The organism is Pontibacter sp. HSC-14F20, from assembly GCF_019599265.1.
In the GTDB taxonomy this organism is placed as follows: Bacteria; Bacteroidota; Bacteroidia; order Cytophagales; family Hymenobacteraceae; genus Pontibacter.
The window spans coordinates 134,020-150,265 of the sequence record NZ_JAHZTC010000006.1 but is presented as its reverse complement, the minus strand read 5'-3'; the positions used below and the strand labels follow the sequence as shown (position 1 = coordinate 150,265).

The window sequence follows — 16,246 nt, the reverse complement described above, 5'->3', positions numbered from 1 at the left end:
GGTAAAAATAAAAGGCCGGTTCTACGTAGGTGTAGAACCGGCCTTTTATTTTTCTTTGATCTGACTACTTGCCCGCCTTGGCGCTGCCTCCATGGAGGCCATGCTCTGAAATCAGGTATACTAGGGCGGCCATACCTGCGGAGCCCAGCTGCATTTCGCGGCGGCTTACGGTTTCGAAGGTATCGATTTCGGTATGGTGATAGTCGAAGTAGCGTTGCGAGTCAGGGCGCAGACCGATTAGTACGACATTGTTCTGGCCTTTCAGGGGACCGATGTCGGCACCGCCGCCGCCACGGTTAAGTTCGTGTAGACCGTAGGGAGCCAGCAAATCTTTCCAGGAGAGTATTCTAGCATACTGCTCGTCGTGGGCATCAAAACCAAAACCGCGTGGTGTAAAGCCGCCTGCATCCGACTCGATGGCCGCTATGTGTTTTTCGCCTTTCGCTTTGGCTTCCTCAGCGTACTTACGACCGCCACGCAGACCGTTTTCTTCGTTCATGAACATCACGGCACGGATGGTGCGCTTGGGACGTATTCCTTGCGCTTTAAGCAGGCGTAGCACCTCGATGGACTGCACACAGCCGGTGCCGTCGTCATGGGCCCCTTCGCCTACGTCCCAGGAGTCGAGGTGACCGCCGACTACCACAATTTCTTCTGGTTTCTCAGAGCCTTTTATCTCACCGATCACATTATAAGAAAGCACATCCGGACGGGTTTCGCAGGTCATGCGCAAGTAGAATTTCAGCTCTGGATCGTTTTTCAACATGGCACTTAATTCATCTGCACCCTTAGTACTGATGGCAGCGGCTGGTATTTTCTCCACATCGTCGGCGTAGCGTGTGTTGCCGGTGTGGGCCACATCCTGGATGTCGTTGGCCATGGAGCGCACGAGCACAGCCACTGCACCGAGTTTAGCGGCTGCTACCGGACCTCCGCCACGCTGGTCTACAGCACCGCTATAGGCTGCCATGGTATGCACATGCTTATTGTCGAATGGACGGTTGAAGAACACGATCTTGCCTTTCACTTTCTTCTTGCCCAGTTTCTCGAGCTCCTCGAAGTTTTGCACCTCAATTACCTGCGCACTCAGGCCTTGCGTGCCGGTGCCCACCGAGCTGCCCAGCGCCAGAATATTCACCTCCTGGCTGCCATTACGTCCGCTCAGGATGCGGCCAATTTCTTTATCGCCACGTACCCAGTGCGGTACCATCACCTCCTGCAGGTATACACGGTCGAGGCCCATCTTCTCCATCACCTGGCGGCTCCACTCCACGGCGGCAGCGGCCTGCGGCGAACCACTCAGGCGGGCACCGATGTTTTTGGTGAGATAACGCAGGTTTTCATAGCTCTCGTAACTGGTGAGGGCCTCGTCATAAAACTTGCGGATAACAGTGGAATCGGACTTGTAGGTGTTCTGCTGCGCCATGGCAGGTATAGCGGCCAGCATAGCAGCCCCCGCCACAAAGGCGCGTAGTTTGTGTTTAAGTAACATCATCAGGTGAATAATGATTGAAAAGTTAAGAGTAGATTTGTTTGTGGCTTTAAGTTAGGAAATCATTTCGAAGTATAAACAACATTCGCTATAATTCCGGCTATACCTACTTCACCTGCAACACCTTCTGCAAATCCTGCGGGCTCAGGGTGAGCAAGCCGACTTCCGGTAAGCGTTCTGTCAGCTCTTTCCAGTTTTTATCTTTTTTGTATACCTCTCTCAGGATTTTGGTGGCCCCGCTGATGTCGCCGTTGTTGGCTAGCCCAATGGCATGCCAGTACTTCATTTCGAGGTTGTCCGGGAACATAGCTTCGGCTTTGCCATATTCCTGCATGGCTTTTTCCATCTGTCCTTTTTCCACAGCCAGGTCGCCGTTGTTCATGTGCTCGTAGGCGCGGTATACCTTGAGGAGTCGCGCCAGTTCGTCCAGTGGTTTCTCGTGGTCATCCACCCGCAAGTCGATGGTTTTATCGTCCCAGGGCTGACCAGTAGCTTTGCCACGCACCACGACCAGCGCCGCCGACTGCTTACCGCGAATATCGCCTCCCTCCCGCTCAGCTGCCTGCATGGCAAGCAATACCCGCTCGGCCAGCGGCTTTCCTGCACTCGTCTCGAAAGCCTTCGCCATGGCCGGCCATACCTTGTCGGTGAGCATCATGTTGGCCTGCACCGAGAAATTTGTGCCTGTAATGTGACCAGCATAGCGGATGCACTGCTTGCCTGTATGGGTCGCCACGCGGCCCTGCGCATCCAGTATAGATACCTGCCGCACTTCGCGGCCTTCGTCATCGGAAAGCAAAATATCCAGCGCCTCTTGCGGCAACTTCCCTTCTTTCAGCAAAGCAAGTCCACGCAAGCCAAAAGACTTATTCGTAAAAGACTGCGTTGCCACCACGCCCACGCCAGCCTCTACCCAGGGCACAGCGGTGCCCACCGAAAACCAGTGGCTTTGCACGCCAACGGCCATCTCGCCGGTCTTCGCGTCGCGGGCTACAATTGAATAGGTATGGGCCAGGGGTTCTTCACTTTTAAACACCTGCGCCTGTGCTGAAAAATGTGTCACGGTGAGAAGGAGGGTTAGAATGGAGAATAATTTATTCATGGGAAGTACATGGTTTTGAAGGATTGAGTTTTAGCTGAAGCTGTTGGTACCTCTAAATTGTCCTAAGTATATCTTCTAATGACAGATGGTTTTCTTTAAAAAGCCTGTCCTTATAGCGTACATTCAGCTTATCGAAAAGCCTTGTCATGTTAAAGCCCGTAGCATAAAAATACACTCCAGACTTTGGCGTCAGGTATAGCCATTCATCCTTCTCCAACTTATAGACTTTGAAAGAGTTGTAAGCATGATAAGCTGAGTCTGACTTTTGTAATGTAGCGTCGGGATGCTTATGAGAAAACTTTTCGTAGAGCTTCTGTTCTACATACCTTGCCGTACCCTCTAGCGTCTCGTACGTCTTTTCATACGCTGCAATAGCAAGATTGAGTTTCTGAGAAGTTTCATTTCTTCGTTTTTCTCGCTCTTCAAAGAAAGTTGCAATTAACCTTCTGGTTTCTTCTCGATCGTCAGCCTCTAAAGCTTTTAGTAACAGGTCGTTTTCTCTGTCTATACCTTGTTTGAACCAGGTATGATCGTTGTACAATTCTTTAAGTTTATGTTTCTGGAATGTAGCTATGCTATCCGCAAAATATTGGAGATAATTTTTGTGCTGGAACTGAAACCCATGAAAGTATTCATGCACTACCATCGTTACCCATACCTCTGTTGTAGCCACGTCCTTCACGACCTTCCCTGTTTCCTCCAAGCTGCTGCAATGCATAAAGGGCGCATAATTATCGTACCCGCTAGAATCGCCAAATGTAAAATTCACGGCCATATGAAAGGGAATACTATCGAGACGGGTTGCAGTTTTGTATACCTTCAAATCGCTGTTCTGGAAAACTTGTGTTGGGTTGTAAATTTTCAAGAACTTATTAGTGGGGTTGGCTATAAAGGAGGAGGAATCGGTATAGTAAATTAGCGGAACATCATACTGCTTTTCATCGAAGCTTAGCCAAATCTCTTTTGCTATGGGAGGTTTAAGGCTGTATACATACGCCATCCTGTGGAACACCAATTGATCTGGGCTACTTATTTTTTTGGTGCAAGAGAATGCGGTGGCTGTCAGCAAAAGTAGAATTAGTCTGTGCATTGGTTTCTCTCTTCTAGTATGGTAACAATTTAGGCTCTATTATAGATGAACTCAGCGTGAGTGGCATACCTCAGGCTAAACTAATCTCCCCTATCCATCCTTTCTAAATTTAAAATCCTTAAATTACATCACAATATACTCAATCTCCTCTTATATAGGGAATTCCCTACCTTCTAACAACCCATCTTCATTTCAGAAGTATAACAAAACAAATTCAGCGCGTATAGGGCAACAAAACCCGGCGCAAATCATTTTATGAGCAAACCCTTCAACGAGAAAAAACAACAGCGCATGGCCATGCTAATAGATGGCGACAACGCGCAACCGACCCTTATCGTCAAAATACTGGCCGAAGCAGGCAAATACGGACAAACTACCATCCGCCGCATTTACGGCGACTGGACCACTCCACAAATGAACGGCTGGAAAGAATGCCTGAACAACCACGCGATACAGCCCATCCAGCAGTTCCGCTATACTGTGGGCAAAAACGCTACCGACAGTGCCATGATCATCGACGCCATGGACTTGCTGCACAGTCACCTGGTGGATGGCTTCTGCATTGTGTCGTCGGACAGCGATTATACCCGACTGGCAACCCGCATCCGAGAGGCTGGGATCTTTGTGATGGGAATCGGGCAGCGCAAAACACCCAAGCCTTTTGTGAACGCCTGTAATATCTTTATCTACACAGAAAACCTGACCGACGACATCGACGATAAACAGATAGCTGCGGCAGACAAAACCGCACCTAACGGACAGGAGAGCGCCCGTCCAAACCCCGTTCCGATGCTGAAAGAGGCTTTTACAATGGCTGTAGGCGAAGACGGTTGGGCACATTTGGGAGGTATAGGCACAAGCCTGCGCACCCTGGACCCGGCCTTTGACCCGCGCACTTTCGGGTATAGCCAGTTGATTCAACTCATCAAAGCGCACAAAGACTTGTTTACGATCCGCAAAGAAGATGACAAAGGTTCGTCGGCGGTATATGTGAAGCGCCGAAGCCCGGAGAAAAGGCGCAAACCCGCCAAAGTAAAAGAGGCCGCACCGGTTAGAGAAGAACGCAGCGAACGTAACTAAGCAATCGGCTATACCTAAAAACCCAAAAGCCTGAAAGAGACAGTAGCAGCTCCTTCAGGCTTTTGAGTTTTTAGGGAATCTTGTACGTAAGCTTCTAGATACTAAAGCCCACGGTTAGCGAGAAATTTCTGAACTTACCATCGGAACCGCTATCATTGAACACAGTAGTGAGTCCGTGATTATACATCAGGTCCAGCTCGACGAAGCGAAGAAATGTGATCCCCACACCACCGTGCAGCGCAAACTGGGCATTGCGTACATCACGGCGTCGCACGTCCAGGTTATTGTCGCTCACCCCGATGTTGTAGGCAAAAGAAGGGCCCACCATCACCCGGAACGGGGTAGAGCCGCCTCTCCGGTTCTTATAGTCACTTTCCCAACCCAACAGCACCGGCGCCCGGAAATAGCGGAAACGCACATCATCACTTTCGCCAGCGCGTGGCTGCACTTTGCGCTGCATATTTACTTTATTATTCACAAAGTCGACACCAGGCTGCACATAAAAGCGATTCCCGATACGGGCGAAGACCCCAAACTCCGTTCCCAGTTCAGATGATTCCTCCAGCAAACTAGGATCGCTGCTGATGTTGGAAACATTAAACCCTATCCTTGCACCCAGATCAATATTAGTCTCTTGTGCTGAGGCTGTAAAAGTGATGCCTAAAAAAAGCAGAAACAGTAGCGTATTTTTCATAATCTTGTCTACAATATATGCGTTCATAATAGAGCGACAGTGCCCAGCATAAGCTATTTAACTGATATATTGGAACTTATGTTTAGAATTTCTCTTTTTGAATTTTTGCAGTACTAACCCGCCATACCATGAGATCTGCCCCAGCAACACACCCCCTGATCGTAGCCTCAGGTATAAGCCTGTACGAAGCCCAGGTGAGCGATGCCCCGGCCCTCTACCAACTGATTGATAAGGGCCGGCTATACCTGCGGGAGTGGCTGCCGTTTATTGACAATAGTTTCTCTGCAAGCGACACCACCCTTTTCCTGCGAAGCGTCACTGCTCCCGGCAACTTCCAGGATCAGGTATACATCATCCGGTTTCAGGACGAAGTGGCCGGCATCATTGGGTACAAAACCATTGACCGGGTGAACTGTAAGCTGGAGATCGGTTATTGGCTGGGCGAGGAATTCCAAAAGAAGGGCATCATGATCCGGAGTTGCAGCGCCTTAATAGCACAGGCTTTTGAGCAAATGGGCATGAACCGCATCCAGATAAAAGTGGGCGTGGGAAACAGCAAAAGCAGCCACATTCCGCAGCGGCTGGGCTTCAAACTGGAAGGTATAGAACGCGCCGGCGAATGGCTGCAAGGCCGTTTTATCGACCTGGAGGTATACAGTTTACTGAAACGGGAGTGGCTGGAGAAAGAAACTAATCCTGACCGCGGCGAAAACGACCGATCTTAATTTTTGGTTTCGGTTCGGGCGTGGCAGGCGCTATACCTGTCCCCAGCAGCAGCGACACCGGCCGCAGCTCCTCGTGCTTGTCGGCGATAAGTTTGAGAATGGCGACGAAGGGAACAAACAGAATCATGCCGGATGCTCCCCACAGAATGCCTCCCGCCACAATGGCCAGCAAGGTAAAGAGCATGTTCACCTGCAACCGGAAGCTCACGGCCAGTGGAAAAATCAGGTTCGCCTCCAGGTACTGCACCACAGTAAATACTATAATCACCCCAATCGGGTACCACACCGAATCGTAAGTGATCCAGGCCACGGCCATGGGTAAAATTGCGCCAATGGAGATGCCCACATAAGGTATAAATGTGAGGATAGAGGCCACAATACCAAAGAAAACAGCATGCGGTATACCTAGCAGCAGCAGCCCGACACTGTTCAGCAGGCCCACCACTGCATACACAATGATCATCCCTTTGATAAAATTGTAATAGGTCGTGATGGTTTCGTGCAGAATGCTCCGGATCTTGCCGTGCTCTGCCTGCGGAAACATCGAGAAAAGCGCTGCCGCCAACTGTTCGCGGTTATACAAAATAAGCGCCGCATAGAGAGGGATCAGCAGGAAAAGTACGACCGTGGTCACAGAAGCATACAGCACGCCCCGCACCACATTCAGCACAGTGGAGGTCGCATCTTTTACAAGCCCTTCCATCCAGTTGCTGCGCTGCACATCGTTTACACCAAACTGGTGCTCCAGGTATAGCTCAAACTGCTGCCAGGCCTGTAGCAGTTTTTCCTGCAACATAGGCCACTCCTGCCCGAAACTGATCATTTGCCGGACCAGCAGCCAGCTCAATGCGCCCATTACCAACAGCATCGTCAGGAGACACAGTAATATTGCGCTCCAGCGGCTCCAGCTACGGTCTTCCAGCCACTTCACCACAGGATATAGAATAAAGCTGATGAGGAGCGAAAAGCTTAGCGGAACAAAGAGTGTGCGTCCGAAATAGAGCAAAGCCGACACCAACAACATGTATTGTAGTAACTTTAGCCAGTTTACTTTGGAGCTCTTTTCCATATTTCGCTATATTGGGTTGCTGTTTGCGTCGATGCGCGGCGTAGCAGCAATTATCCTGACAATATTTCCAAAAAAACATCAAAATCCTAATCGTATACATCGCTATACCTATGACACGCCAAAAGCTATTTGCTACTGCCTTCTCTCTCTTGCTCGGTGCTTCGCTCTCGGCGCAGGATCTCTCTGTCATCAACCAACAAGAGGCTACGCGCATGCTGCAGACCCTCAGCCACGACGACATGCAGGGCCGCGCCGTCTTCTCGACAGGTATAGAAAAAGCCGCTGATTTTATTGAGTCCGAATTCCACACAGCCGGGCTTGTGCCACTCAATGGCAATAGTTCCAGTCAGTCGCCTTCCTACCGGCAAACTTTTTATATGCACCGCCTCACGCCCAACCAGACAGAAGTAACATTGGGTAAAAAGAAAATTGCACCGGAGCACCTGTTTGTCAACACGGCGCAGGAAGCCTTTAACTGGAAACATAAAAACAAGGTCAACATCATCACCATTCCGGAAGGTGAGAATTTCAGAGCTGCTTTCGGAAAAGCAAATGCAGAAGAGCAGGACGCGATCGTGCTTGTTCACCCTAGTCATGCCGAAGCTTTTGCCAACTACCAAGGTTATTTTGCGAGAGGCGGGGTGAAGAAAGAGATAGGTACCGGCGCCAGCAAGGTATACGTGCTCACCGATCAGGCAGTCCCCAAGAAGTACGAAGTGAAGTTTGCCAACAAAGTCGAAAAACTGTCGCTCTCTAATGTAGTGGGTATGATCGAGGGCAAGCGCAAAAACGAATTTGTGGTTTTTTCCGGTCACTACGACCATATCGGCTTTCATAAGACCATTGACGGCGACAGCATTGCCAACGGCGCCGACGATGATGCATCCGGTACCACAGCCATGATGATGCTGGCCCGCTACTACAAAGAGCAGCCACAACCCGAGCGCACCCTGATCTTCGCCGCTTTCACTGCCGAAGAGATCGGCGGACATGGTTCCCGCTACTTTTCCGAGCAACTCAACCCTGACCAGATTGTGGCCATGTTCAATATCGAAATGGTAGGCAAACCGTCTAAATTCGGCCCGAACAGTGCTTACCTGACTGGTTACGAAAAATCTGATTTAGGCAAAATGATGCAGAAGCGCCTCGAAGGCACCACTTACAGCATCCACCCCGACCCATACCCGGAGCAAAATCTGTTCTACCGTTCCGACAATGCCACCCTGGCCCGCCTAGGTGTGCCGGCGCATACCATTTCATCGGTGCAAATCGATCAGGACAAGACTTACCACACTGTGAAGGATGAGTTCGAACTGTTGGATATGCCCCATTTCACCAGCATGATCCGCGCCATTGCGCTTGCCGCACAGGGCATCGTTTCCGGAGAGGATACGCCACTGCGAGTTGATAAGGCATTAGTGAGGTAAGGAATTTTCACCTCCCCTAGCCCCCTCCTTTTGTAGAGGTCCTCTACCCTCAAGACAGGAGGGGGAATTTCTGTAGCTACCATCTCAGAGGTATAAGCGTTTTAGTAAACTACCGTCGGCAGGTATAGCAAGAGTAACTTGCACACTAGCTACGAAGGTATAGCTCAGCCAGGTGCACCTTTTGACACTCCACTGTTGGGGGTGAAGGGGTCCCCCTGTCAAGAGCGTTCAGCGAGTGGGGGTAGGGGCCACTACTGTTCGAAACGTGTTCAGGTGACGAATTTCTCCATTTTAGCGGGGTCTCCCCCGCAGAGCAGCACGATTTGCCTCACCACCTCCACGTCCAGCTCCTGTGCAAAGCGCAGTTTGGCGCGACGGTCGCTGTCGAGCTTGTTGAGCTTGCGGTAGACGATGAGCAGCAGGGCCACGATCAGGGTCATGTAGCGCATGACCTGAATGCCGTTCTCGTTGCGGGTGACCAGGTGCTCGAGCTGCAGGTGCTGTTTTAAGAACTTGATGAGCACCTCGATCTGCCAGCGCTCCCTGTAGATAGCCGCTACCTGGTAGGCATCCAGCCAGGCGATGTTGGTGACAAACCAGATCTGCTCCCCCGATTCCAGGGTGGCCTTGACCAGGCGCAGGGGCTTTTCGAGGTAGCTTCCGGGCTTTTCCCGGAAGCTCACCCAGGCATCGCTCAGCACGGTGAGGGTCGTCCCCCCGGGCCGCTGCCCCACGGCCAGCAGCTCCTGCTCGATGCAGTGGGAGCCCACCTTGCAGCGCGTGACAAAGAGGCGGCCCCGCTCGTCGAGCTCCTTGAGGGCTTTGCGCGACTGCACGCCCCGCTCGAAGACGACGATGCCCGAGCGGGAGATCTCCTCCGAGAGGATCGTCTCAGGCAGGGCGCAGTCCTCGCTCAGGGCCTGGCGGTTGGTGAACACGCGCACCTGGCAGGGCAGGCTGCCTTTCATGGCCAGGGTGCACTTGAGCTGGCAGCTCTGCTTGCTGCCCGAGCGTGTGCGCATGCTCCAGGCCACCAGCCGGGCCGAGACGGCGATCAGGGTGGAGTCGTAGCGCACGAGCGCATGCTGCTCGCCCAGCAGGCGGTTGAAGCGCTTGAAGAGCAGCTCGAAGATGGCCCGGAAGAAGTCGGGCCGCATGGTCACGATCCGGTCCCGGATGGAGTTGTGGCGTGTGGTCTGCCCCTGCCCCACATCGGCCAGGGTCCGGAACTGCATAGAGCAGTAGAGCTCCTCCATCACCCGAAGGCTCGCCCGGCCCCCCTCCAACAGCGAGAGCAGCAGCAGTTGGAACATCACCCGCCCGCTGAGCTTCTTGACCTGGTGGTCCACCCGCGTCCGGGCCGCCAGCTGAGAAAGGTCCTGGTCAGGGATAAATGCCAGTAAATCCTTCGCCTTCATATCAGCCTCCTTTCATGTATGCCCGTTACATAATACGAACTTGACAAGGTTTCGAACAGTAGTGGGTAGGGGCCCCATCAAGAAAAAAAGTAGGTGCCCGCCGCACAGGCGAAGCTACAAAGCAACACAGGTCGCTATACCTGCAACAGCAGGCACTACAAAGTAAAACAGGTCCCGCCTATACCTAGACGGGACCTGTTCTGTTTTTATAAGCTATACCTTTAATTCCTCACAGCAATCATCAACCCAAGCTCCTTATACCGCATCCCAAACTTCTTAGCGATCTGCGAATTTGTCAAACTACCTTTGTAGATATACACACCGCTGCGGTAGTGCTCATTCATAAACAGCACCTCGTTGATGCCTCCGAACTTAGAGATTTCGGTAAAGATTGGTGTGAAGATATTACTCAACGCCGTAGAGGCGGTGCGTGGTACACGTGAGGCGATGTTCGGTACGCAATAATGGATGATGTCGTATTTGCGGAAGATCGGGCGGCTATGTGAGGTCAGTTCAGAAGTTTCGAAGCAGCCTCCCTGGTCGATGCAAACGTCGATGATGATAGAACCCGGATTCATCTGAGCCACTACCTCCTCCTCGACCATACATGCCATACGTCCCTCTTCCGCCACCAGCGCGCCAATCACGACATCCGCGTTTTTAAGCTCGTGGTGCAGGATAGTCTTGTCCAGCGTAGAGGTAAAAATTGGTTGACTGATGTTATGCTTCAGACGGCGCAGCTTGTAGATGTGGTTATCAAACACCTTCACTTCGGCACCCAGGCCCAGGGCGGCGCGGGCTGCATATTCGGCCACAGTACCAGCGCCCATAATCACTACTTTGGATGGAGCCACACCAGTTATACCTCCCAGAATAACACCTTTCCCGTCGTTGCTGCTACTCAAATATTCTGCCGCGATCAGCATGGACGAACTGCCAGCAATCTCACTCATAGCGCGCACTACCGGCTTCGACTCCGACTTGTCGCGGATCAGCTCAAAGGAAATGGCGTTTATTTTCTTGCGGAGAAGGGCATTGATGTAGTCAGAAGTCAGGTTGCCAAAATGCAGGGCGGAAATCAGTGTTTGCCCCGGACGCAGGTACTCGATTTCGTCGTAAGTGGGCGGTGCTATCTTCAGGATGATGCCGGCTTCGTATATCTCTTTACACGAGTAAACAATGCGGGCGCCTGCTTCGGAATAGTCGTTGTCGGAGTACTTGGACGGACCGCCGGCTCCGGTTTCTACCCAGATTTCGTGTCCCTGGTCGGTTAACTGTTTTACGGCGTCCGGAGTAAGGCCAATGCGGTTTTCCTGAAACGATGATTCCTTCGGCAGCCCGATAAACAGGCTTTTGTATCGTTCCTCCACAGCCAGCATCGACTCCTTTGGGTAAAGGGCCTGACTGGCCGCCAGTTTTCCTAATTCAACGGCGAATCTCTCCGTCATGCTCATACGCGGTTTATGGTCATCGTGCGCTCCTCGCCTTCAGCGGCGGGCTGCAGCTTTACCAACAGGTAATGCTCGGGCAACAGGTTGGGGATCATGGATGGCCACTCGATCAGGCAGGTATGGCCGGAGTTGAAATACTCCAGTGCACCGATGCCAAGTGCCTCACGCTCCTCATTAATTCTATAAAAGTCAAAATGATAGATTAGGTTCCCTTTAGCCGTTTCGTACTCGTTCACCAGGGCAAAGGTTGGGCTACTAACGTTCTCCTGCACACCCATCTGGCGGCAGAGCTCTTTTATAAGCGTTGTTTTGCCGGCTCCCATCGGGCCTTCAAACAAAATAATTGGCTCCTCACTAGCCTCCTCCAAAAGCACAGAAGCCGCCGCCGGCAGGTCAGCCAACGACGACATCTTGATGCTTCTCTTCTCAACTCCTGTGTTATGCATTCTTAGGCGTCAGCGTAATAAAAGGTATAATGCACTCTTCCAGCGACACACCTCCGTGCTGGAAGGTATCTTTGTAGTAGTTCACGTAGTAGTTATAGTTATTTGGGTATGCGAAGAAGTAATCCTCTATCGCAAATACAAACGTAGTGGAAACGTTGGCCTTTGGCAAGAAAAATCGCTCCGGCTTGCGCACCGTGAACACATCTTTGTCGGTATAGCCGAGGTTTTTACCGTGCTTATACCTGAGGTTGGTGTTCGTCTGACGGTCGCCGATGATCTTGAACGGACGCTTCACCCGGATCGTGCCGTGGTCTGTTGTGATGATCATGCGGGCTTTGCGGTCAGCAATCATTTTCAGCATCTCGAACAACGGCGAGTGGATGAACCATGAGCGCGTGATAGAGCGGTACGCCGACTCATCCGGTGCCAGTTCGCGCACCATGTTGCTATCCGTGCGGGCATGCGAGAGCATATCCACGAAGTTATACACGATCACGTTCAGCTTGTTGTTATCGAGGTTGTTGAACTTGCTGTTCAAGTCCTTGCCGGCAGCCGGGTTAGTAATTTTATGGTAGCTGTGCTTCTCGTTTATGCGGTTTTGCTGCAACTGTATCTCCAGAAAATCAGGCTCGTTCAGGTTTTTACCCTCTTCCTCATCATCGCTCACCCACAGATTCGGGTACTTTTTCATGATCTCCGTCGGCATCATACCTGAGAAGATCGCGTTACGGGCATAGGCAGTGGTAGTTGGCAGAATGGAATAAAACATCTCTTCTGTGTCCACTGTGAAGTATTCGGAAATAAGCGGCTCGAGCACTTTCCACTGGTCGTAACGCAGGTTGTCAATCAGGACGAAATAGACCGGCTTGTCCGATTCCTTCATCATTGGGAATACCCGCTCCCGGAACAGCTGGTGCGACATCAGCGGCGCATCGTCCGACTCCTTGTTGATCCAGTCCTCATAATTGTCCATGATGAACTTGGCGAAGTTGGAGTTGGCCTCGTCCTTCTGCATGTTGATCACGTCGGCCATACTTTTATTCTCGGTTTCGTCGATCTCCAGCTCCCAGTATACCAGTTTTTTGTAGATATCAGCCCACTCGCCCGGACTCAGGCGCTCGCCAAAGGCCATACCCAACTGACGGAAGTCGCGCTGGTAGCTCATGTTGGTTTTCTCTGACACCAAACGCTTGTTTTCCAGCGTCTTTTTCACGGAAAGTAAAATCTGGTTCGGGTTGAGCGGTTTGATCAGGTAATCGGAGATTTTGGAACCGATCGCCTCCTCCATAATGTGCTCCTCCTCGCTCTTTGTGATCATGATCACAGGCATGGCCGGGCGGATGGTCTTGATCTCGTTAAGCGTCTCTAAACCGCTTATGCCGGGCATGTTTTCGTCGAGGAATACTACGTCGTAGGCTTGCTCCTGCACTTTCTCAATGGCGTCGGTCCCGCTGTTGACGGGCGTAATGTCGTAACCCCTGTCTTCCAGGAAAAGAATGTGTGGCTTGAGTAGGTCGATTTCGTCATCGGCCCATAAAATCGTATATCTTTGCATAGTTTTATTTGTTGCGCGCTATTTATAAATGGCTTGGTTTTAATCGGTTACAAAGCAGTAAGACCAAAACAGGTATAATTTGTTTACTATACCTGATCCTGAAAGTTACCGATCACCTGAACGTAAACATAAGTGTACAGATGGTGGTTCATGCATAGGGTTAGTCTGTCTCCAGTTCGAGCAACCGATTAACGATTAGCAATTTAACAATTAAAAACCTCGGTTTTTGTGAATAAGAAAAAAATATTAAACGACCCTGTATACGGTTTCATCACGGTGCCGTCTGAATTACTGTTCGACATCATCGACCATCCTTACTTCCAGCGGCTGCGCCGGATCAAGCAACTGGGACTGACTGAGATGGTATACCCGGGCGCTCTGCATACCCGTTTTCACCACGCTTTGGGGGCCATGCACCTCATGAACCTGGCCCTGAACACGCTGCGTGGCAAGAACAACGAAATATCCGACGCCGAGTTTGAGGCTTCGCTGATCGCCATTCTCCTGCACGACGTGGGCCACGGTCCTTTTTCGCATGCGCTGGAGACGGCCATTTTCCAGGAAGTGCACCACGAGCACCTCTCGCTACACATCATGCATTTGCTTAACGAAGAGTTTGGCGGCAGATTGAGCCTCGCTATCAAAATTTTCACAGATACCTACGAGCGTCGCTTCTTTCATCAGCTGGTTTCGAGTCAGCTCGACGTGGACCGTCTCGACTACCTGAACCGCGACAGCTTCTATACTGGTGTATACGAGGGAAAGATAGGTGCCGACCGATTGATCAAAATGCTGGACGTGGCTAATGACAAGCTGGTTCTGGAAGAAAAGGCGATTTATAGCATTGAGAACTTCCTGGTGAGCCGCCGCCTAATGTACTGGCAGGTATACCTGCACAAAACCGTGATCAGCGCCGAGCACATGGTGTTGCGCACCGTGCAGCGTGCCCGCGAGCTCCTGCAGCAAGGTATAGACGTACCGGCCAGTCCCTGCCTCAAGTTCTTTCTGTCCTCCAACCTCACCCTCGAAGACTTCCAAAGGGACGGCAGCATCCTGGAGCGCTTTGTTTCGCTGGACGACCACGACGTGTGGAGCGGCATAAAAGAATGGGCTGCACACCCAGACCCTGTTATCTCCTATCTATCCAAAAGCATTTTGAACCGCAAACTGTTCAAGGTATACATCTCGAGCAAACCGATTGATGAGGACATGATGCTAGGTATAAGCGAACTTGTAACGGACCGTTTTCAGGTGCACCCGGACGACGTGAAGTACCTGATGATCTCGGGCCGCATCAGCAACAGTGCTTACATGTCCGAGGGACAGTCGATTGACGTGCTCACCAAAACCGGCTATGTGGTGAACGTGGCAGATGCCTCGGACCTGCCAAACATACAGGCGCTGAGCAACAAAGTGGAGAAATACTTTGTTTGCTACCCGAAAGAAGTGGCCGCTTTATAGAAACTGATTATAGGATTTGCACGGGATTTGCTTGTGCTCTCCTTAATCTGCAGCAGAATATGGCGGCACAGCGTAAACTTTTTGTTAAGTTTGCGCCCCCAATGGGTAGCACATTTTATTTTTTGCTCTAATTTTACAAGATGGAATTCACTATTCAACAGATTGCGGACCTTTTGAAGGGAGAAGTTGAAGGAGACAGTACAGTAAAGGTCAGCACATTAGCCAAAATTGAAGAGGCCCAAACCGGGGCACTCGCATTTTTGTCTAATCTAAAATATGAACCATTTCTTTATACAACCGGAGCAAGTGCGGTGATCGTGTCGGATAAACTGGAGCTGAAAAAGCCTGTATCCGCCTCTCTAATTCGCGTTTCTGACCCTTATTCCAGTTTCTCAACTTTGCTGGCCTATTACCAACAGGCCGTGCTAGCCGCTAAGGTTGGTGTGGAGGAGCCTTGTTTTATAGGTGCTGGCAGCGAAATAGGCGAAGGCCATTACCGCGGTGCCTTCTCTTACATCGGCAACAACTGCAAAATTGGTGTTAATGTGCGCATCTACCCACAGGTATACATCGGAGACAATGTGACCATCGGCGATAACACTACCATTTTCGCGGGCGTGAAGCTATACGCTAATACCGTCGTGGGCGCTAACTGTACCCTGCATGCCGGCGTGGTGCTGGGCAGCGATGGCTTTGGCTTTGCTCCACAGCCTGACGGCACTTACAAAAACGTACCGCAGATTGGCAATGTAGTGCTGGAAGATGACGTGAACATCGGTGCCAATACTACCATCGACTGTGCTACCATGGGTTCTACCATCATCCGCAAAGGCACCAAGATCGATAACCTCGTGCAGGTAGCCCATAATGTAGAAGTGGGTCAGCACACTGTTATCGCTTCACAAACAGGTATATCCGGCTCAACCAAGATAGGCAACAACTGTGTGATCGCAGGGCAGGTAGGTATAGTAGGCCATATCAGTATTGCCGACAAAACTACTATCGGTGCGCAATCCGGTGTTTCCAAATCCGTGAAAGAGTCGGGCACCGTCATACAGGGCTCCCCCGCCTTCGACTACAAGCAAAACCTCAAAGCCATTACCGTTTTCCGCAAACTGCCGGAATTACAGCGTGTTTTAGACGATCTAAGAGAGAAGAATTAAGATTTCAGGTCTCTGCCATACCGTGCCATCAATTAAAATTGGCAGGCAGTGTATAAAATCTTAAGTTTGCACT

The 16,246-nt window shown here is 51.1% G+C and carries 14 protein-coding genes; 5 read left to right on the top strand and 9 right to left on the bottom strand.

From position 1 onward, the window contains the following. Positions 1-64: 64 nt before the first annotated feature. The 3 genes from K3G39_RS08010 to K3G39_RS08000 all read right to left on the bottom strand — a co-directional run bounded on the left by K3G39_RS08010 (position 65) and on the right by K3G39_RS08000 (position 3,663). Positions 65-1,492 (bottom strand): M20/M25/M40 family metallo-hydrolase, encoded by a 1,428-nt coding sequence (locus tag K3G39_RS08010; protein ID WP_220625720.1) that lies wholly within the window; start codon positions 1,490-1,492, stop codon positions 65-67. 106 nt (positions 1,493-1,598) lie between these two features. Further along, a complete protein-coding gene (locus K3G39_RS08005) occupies positions 1,599-2,594 on the bottom strand; it encodes a DUF1028 domain-containing protein (protein ID WP_220625666.1) in 996 nt (331 codons plus the stop codon). Positions 2,595-2,646: 52 nt separating this feature from the next. Continuing rightward, on the bottom strand, positions 2,647-3,663 hold the full coding sequence (locus K3G39_RS08000) for a hypothetical protein (protein WP_220625665.1): 1,017 nt from the start codon (positions 3,661-3,663) through the stop codon (positions 2,647-2,649). A 276-nt stretch (positions 3,664-3,939) separates the two neighbouring features. On the opposite strand from K3G39_RS08000, the gene K3G39_RS07995 reads away from it, so the two are divergent. After that, the gene (locus K3G39_RS07995) at positions 3,940-4,764 is read left to right on the top strand and encodes an NYN domain-containing protein (protein ID WP_220625664.1); all 825 of its coding nucleotides are present in this window, start codon (positions 3,940-3,942) and stop codon (positions 4,762-4,764) included. 94 nt (positions 4,765-4,858) lie between these two features. On the opposite strand, the gene K3G39_RS07990 is transcribed toward K3G39_RS07995, so the two are convergent. Then, on the bottom strand, positions 4,859-5,458 hold the full coding sequence (locus K3G39_RS07990) for a porin family protein (protein ID WP_220625663.1): 600 nt from the start codon (positions 5,456-5,458) through the stop codon (positions 4,859-4,861). A 128-nt stretch (positions 5,459-5,586) separates the two neighbouring features. Between K3G39_RS07990 and K3G39_RS07985 the strand changes: the two genes are divergently transcribed. Next, positions 5,587-6,183, top strand: coding sequence for a GNAT family N-acetyltransferase (locus tag K3G39_RS07985; RefSeq protein WP_220625662.1), 597 nt, complete (start codon positions 5,587-5,589; stop codon positions 6,181-6,183). On the opposite strand, the gene K3G39_RS07980 is transcribed toward K3G39_RS07985, so the two are convergent. Continuing rightward, positions 6,149-7,252, bottom strand: coding sequence for an AI-2E family transporter (locus tag K3G39_RS07980; protein WP_220625661.1), 1,104 nt, complete (start codon positions 7,250-7,252; stop codon positions 6,149-6,151). The two genes, K3G39_RS07985 and K3G39_RS07980, sit on opposite strands and share 35 nt — an antisense overlap. A 110-nt stretch (positions 7,253-7,362) precedes the next feature. Here K3G39_RS07980 and K3G39_RS07975 point away from each other — a divergent pair, with 110 nt between their 5' ends. Next, positions 7,363-8,679, top strand: a complete 1,317-nt coding sequence (locus K3G39_RS07975) for a M20/M25/M40 family metallo-hydrolase (RefSeq protein WP_220625660.1) — start codon at positions 7,363-7,365, stop codon at positions 8,677-8,679. 269 nt (positions 8,680-8,948) lie between these two features. On the opposite strand, the gene K3G39_RS07970 is transcribed toward K3G39_RS07975, so the two are convergent. The 4 genes from K3G39_RS07970 to K3G39_RS07955 all read right to left on the bottom strand — a co-directional run bounded on the left by K3G39_RS07970 (position 8,949) and on the right by K3G39_RS07955 (position 13,549). Further along, complete coding sequence (locus K3G39_RS07970; RefSeq protein ID WP_220625659.1) at positions 8,949-10,097, bottom strand: IS4 family transposase; 1,149 nt, start codon at positions 10,095-10,097, stop codon at positions 8,949-8,951. Between the two features lie 221 nt (positions 10,098-10,318). After that, on the bottom strand, positions 10,319-11,545 hold the full coding sequence (locus K3G39_RS07965; RefSeq protein ID WP_220625658.1) for an alanine dehydrogenase: 1,227 nt from the start codon (positions 11,543-11,545) through the stop codon (positions 10,319-10,321). A 2-nt stretch (positions 11,546-11,547) separates the two neighbouring features. After that, a complete protein-coding gene (gene tsaE / locus K3G39_RS07960) occupies positions 11,548-11,994 on the bottom strand; it encodes a tRNA (adenosine(37)-N6)-threonylcarbamoyltransferase complex ATPase subunit type 1 TsaE (protein ID WP_255594115.1) in 447 nt (148 codons plus the stop codon). Continuing rightward, positions 11,987-13,549 carry a PglZ domain-containing protein gene (locus tag K3G39_RS07955; protein ID WP_220625657.1) on the bottom strand — a complete coding sequence of 521 codons (1,563 nt, stop codon included), beginning with the start codon at positions 13,547-13,549 and terminating at the stop codon, positions 11,987-11,989. Before K3G39_RS07955 ends, tsaE begins: the two co-directional genes overlap by 8 nt. A 228-nt stretch (positions 13,550-13,777) precedes the next feature. On the opposite strand from K3G39_RS07955, the gene K3G39_RS07950 reads away from it, so the two are divergent. Then, positions 13,778-15,010 carry an HD domain-containing protein gene (locus K3G39_RS07950; protein ID WP_220625656.1) on the top strand — a complete coding sequence of 411 codons (1,233 nt, stop codon included), beginning with the start codon at positions 13,778-13,780 and terminating at the stop codon, positions 15,008-15,010. A gap of 140 nt (positions 15,011-15,150) precedes the next feature. Beyond that, on the top strand, positions 15,151-16,173 hold the full coding sequence (gene lpxD, locus K3G39_RS07945) for a UDP-3-O-(3-hydroxymyristoyl)glucosamine N-acyltransferase (RefSeq protein WP_220625655.1): 1,023 nt from the start codon (positions 15,151-15,153) through the stop codon (positions 16,171-16,173). Positions 16,174-16,246 lie beyond the last annotated feature (73 nt).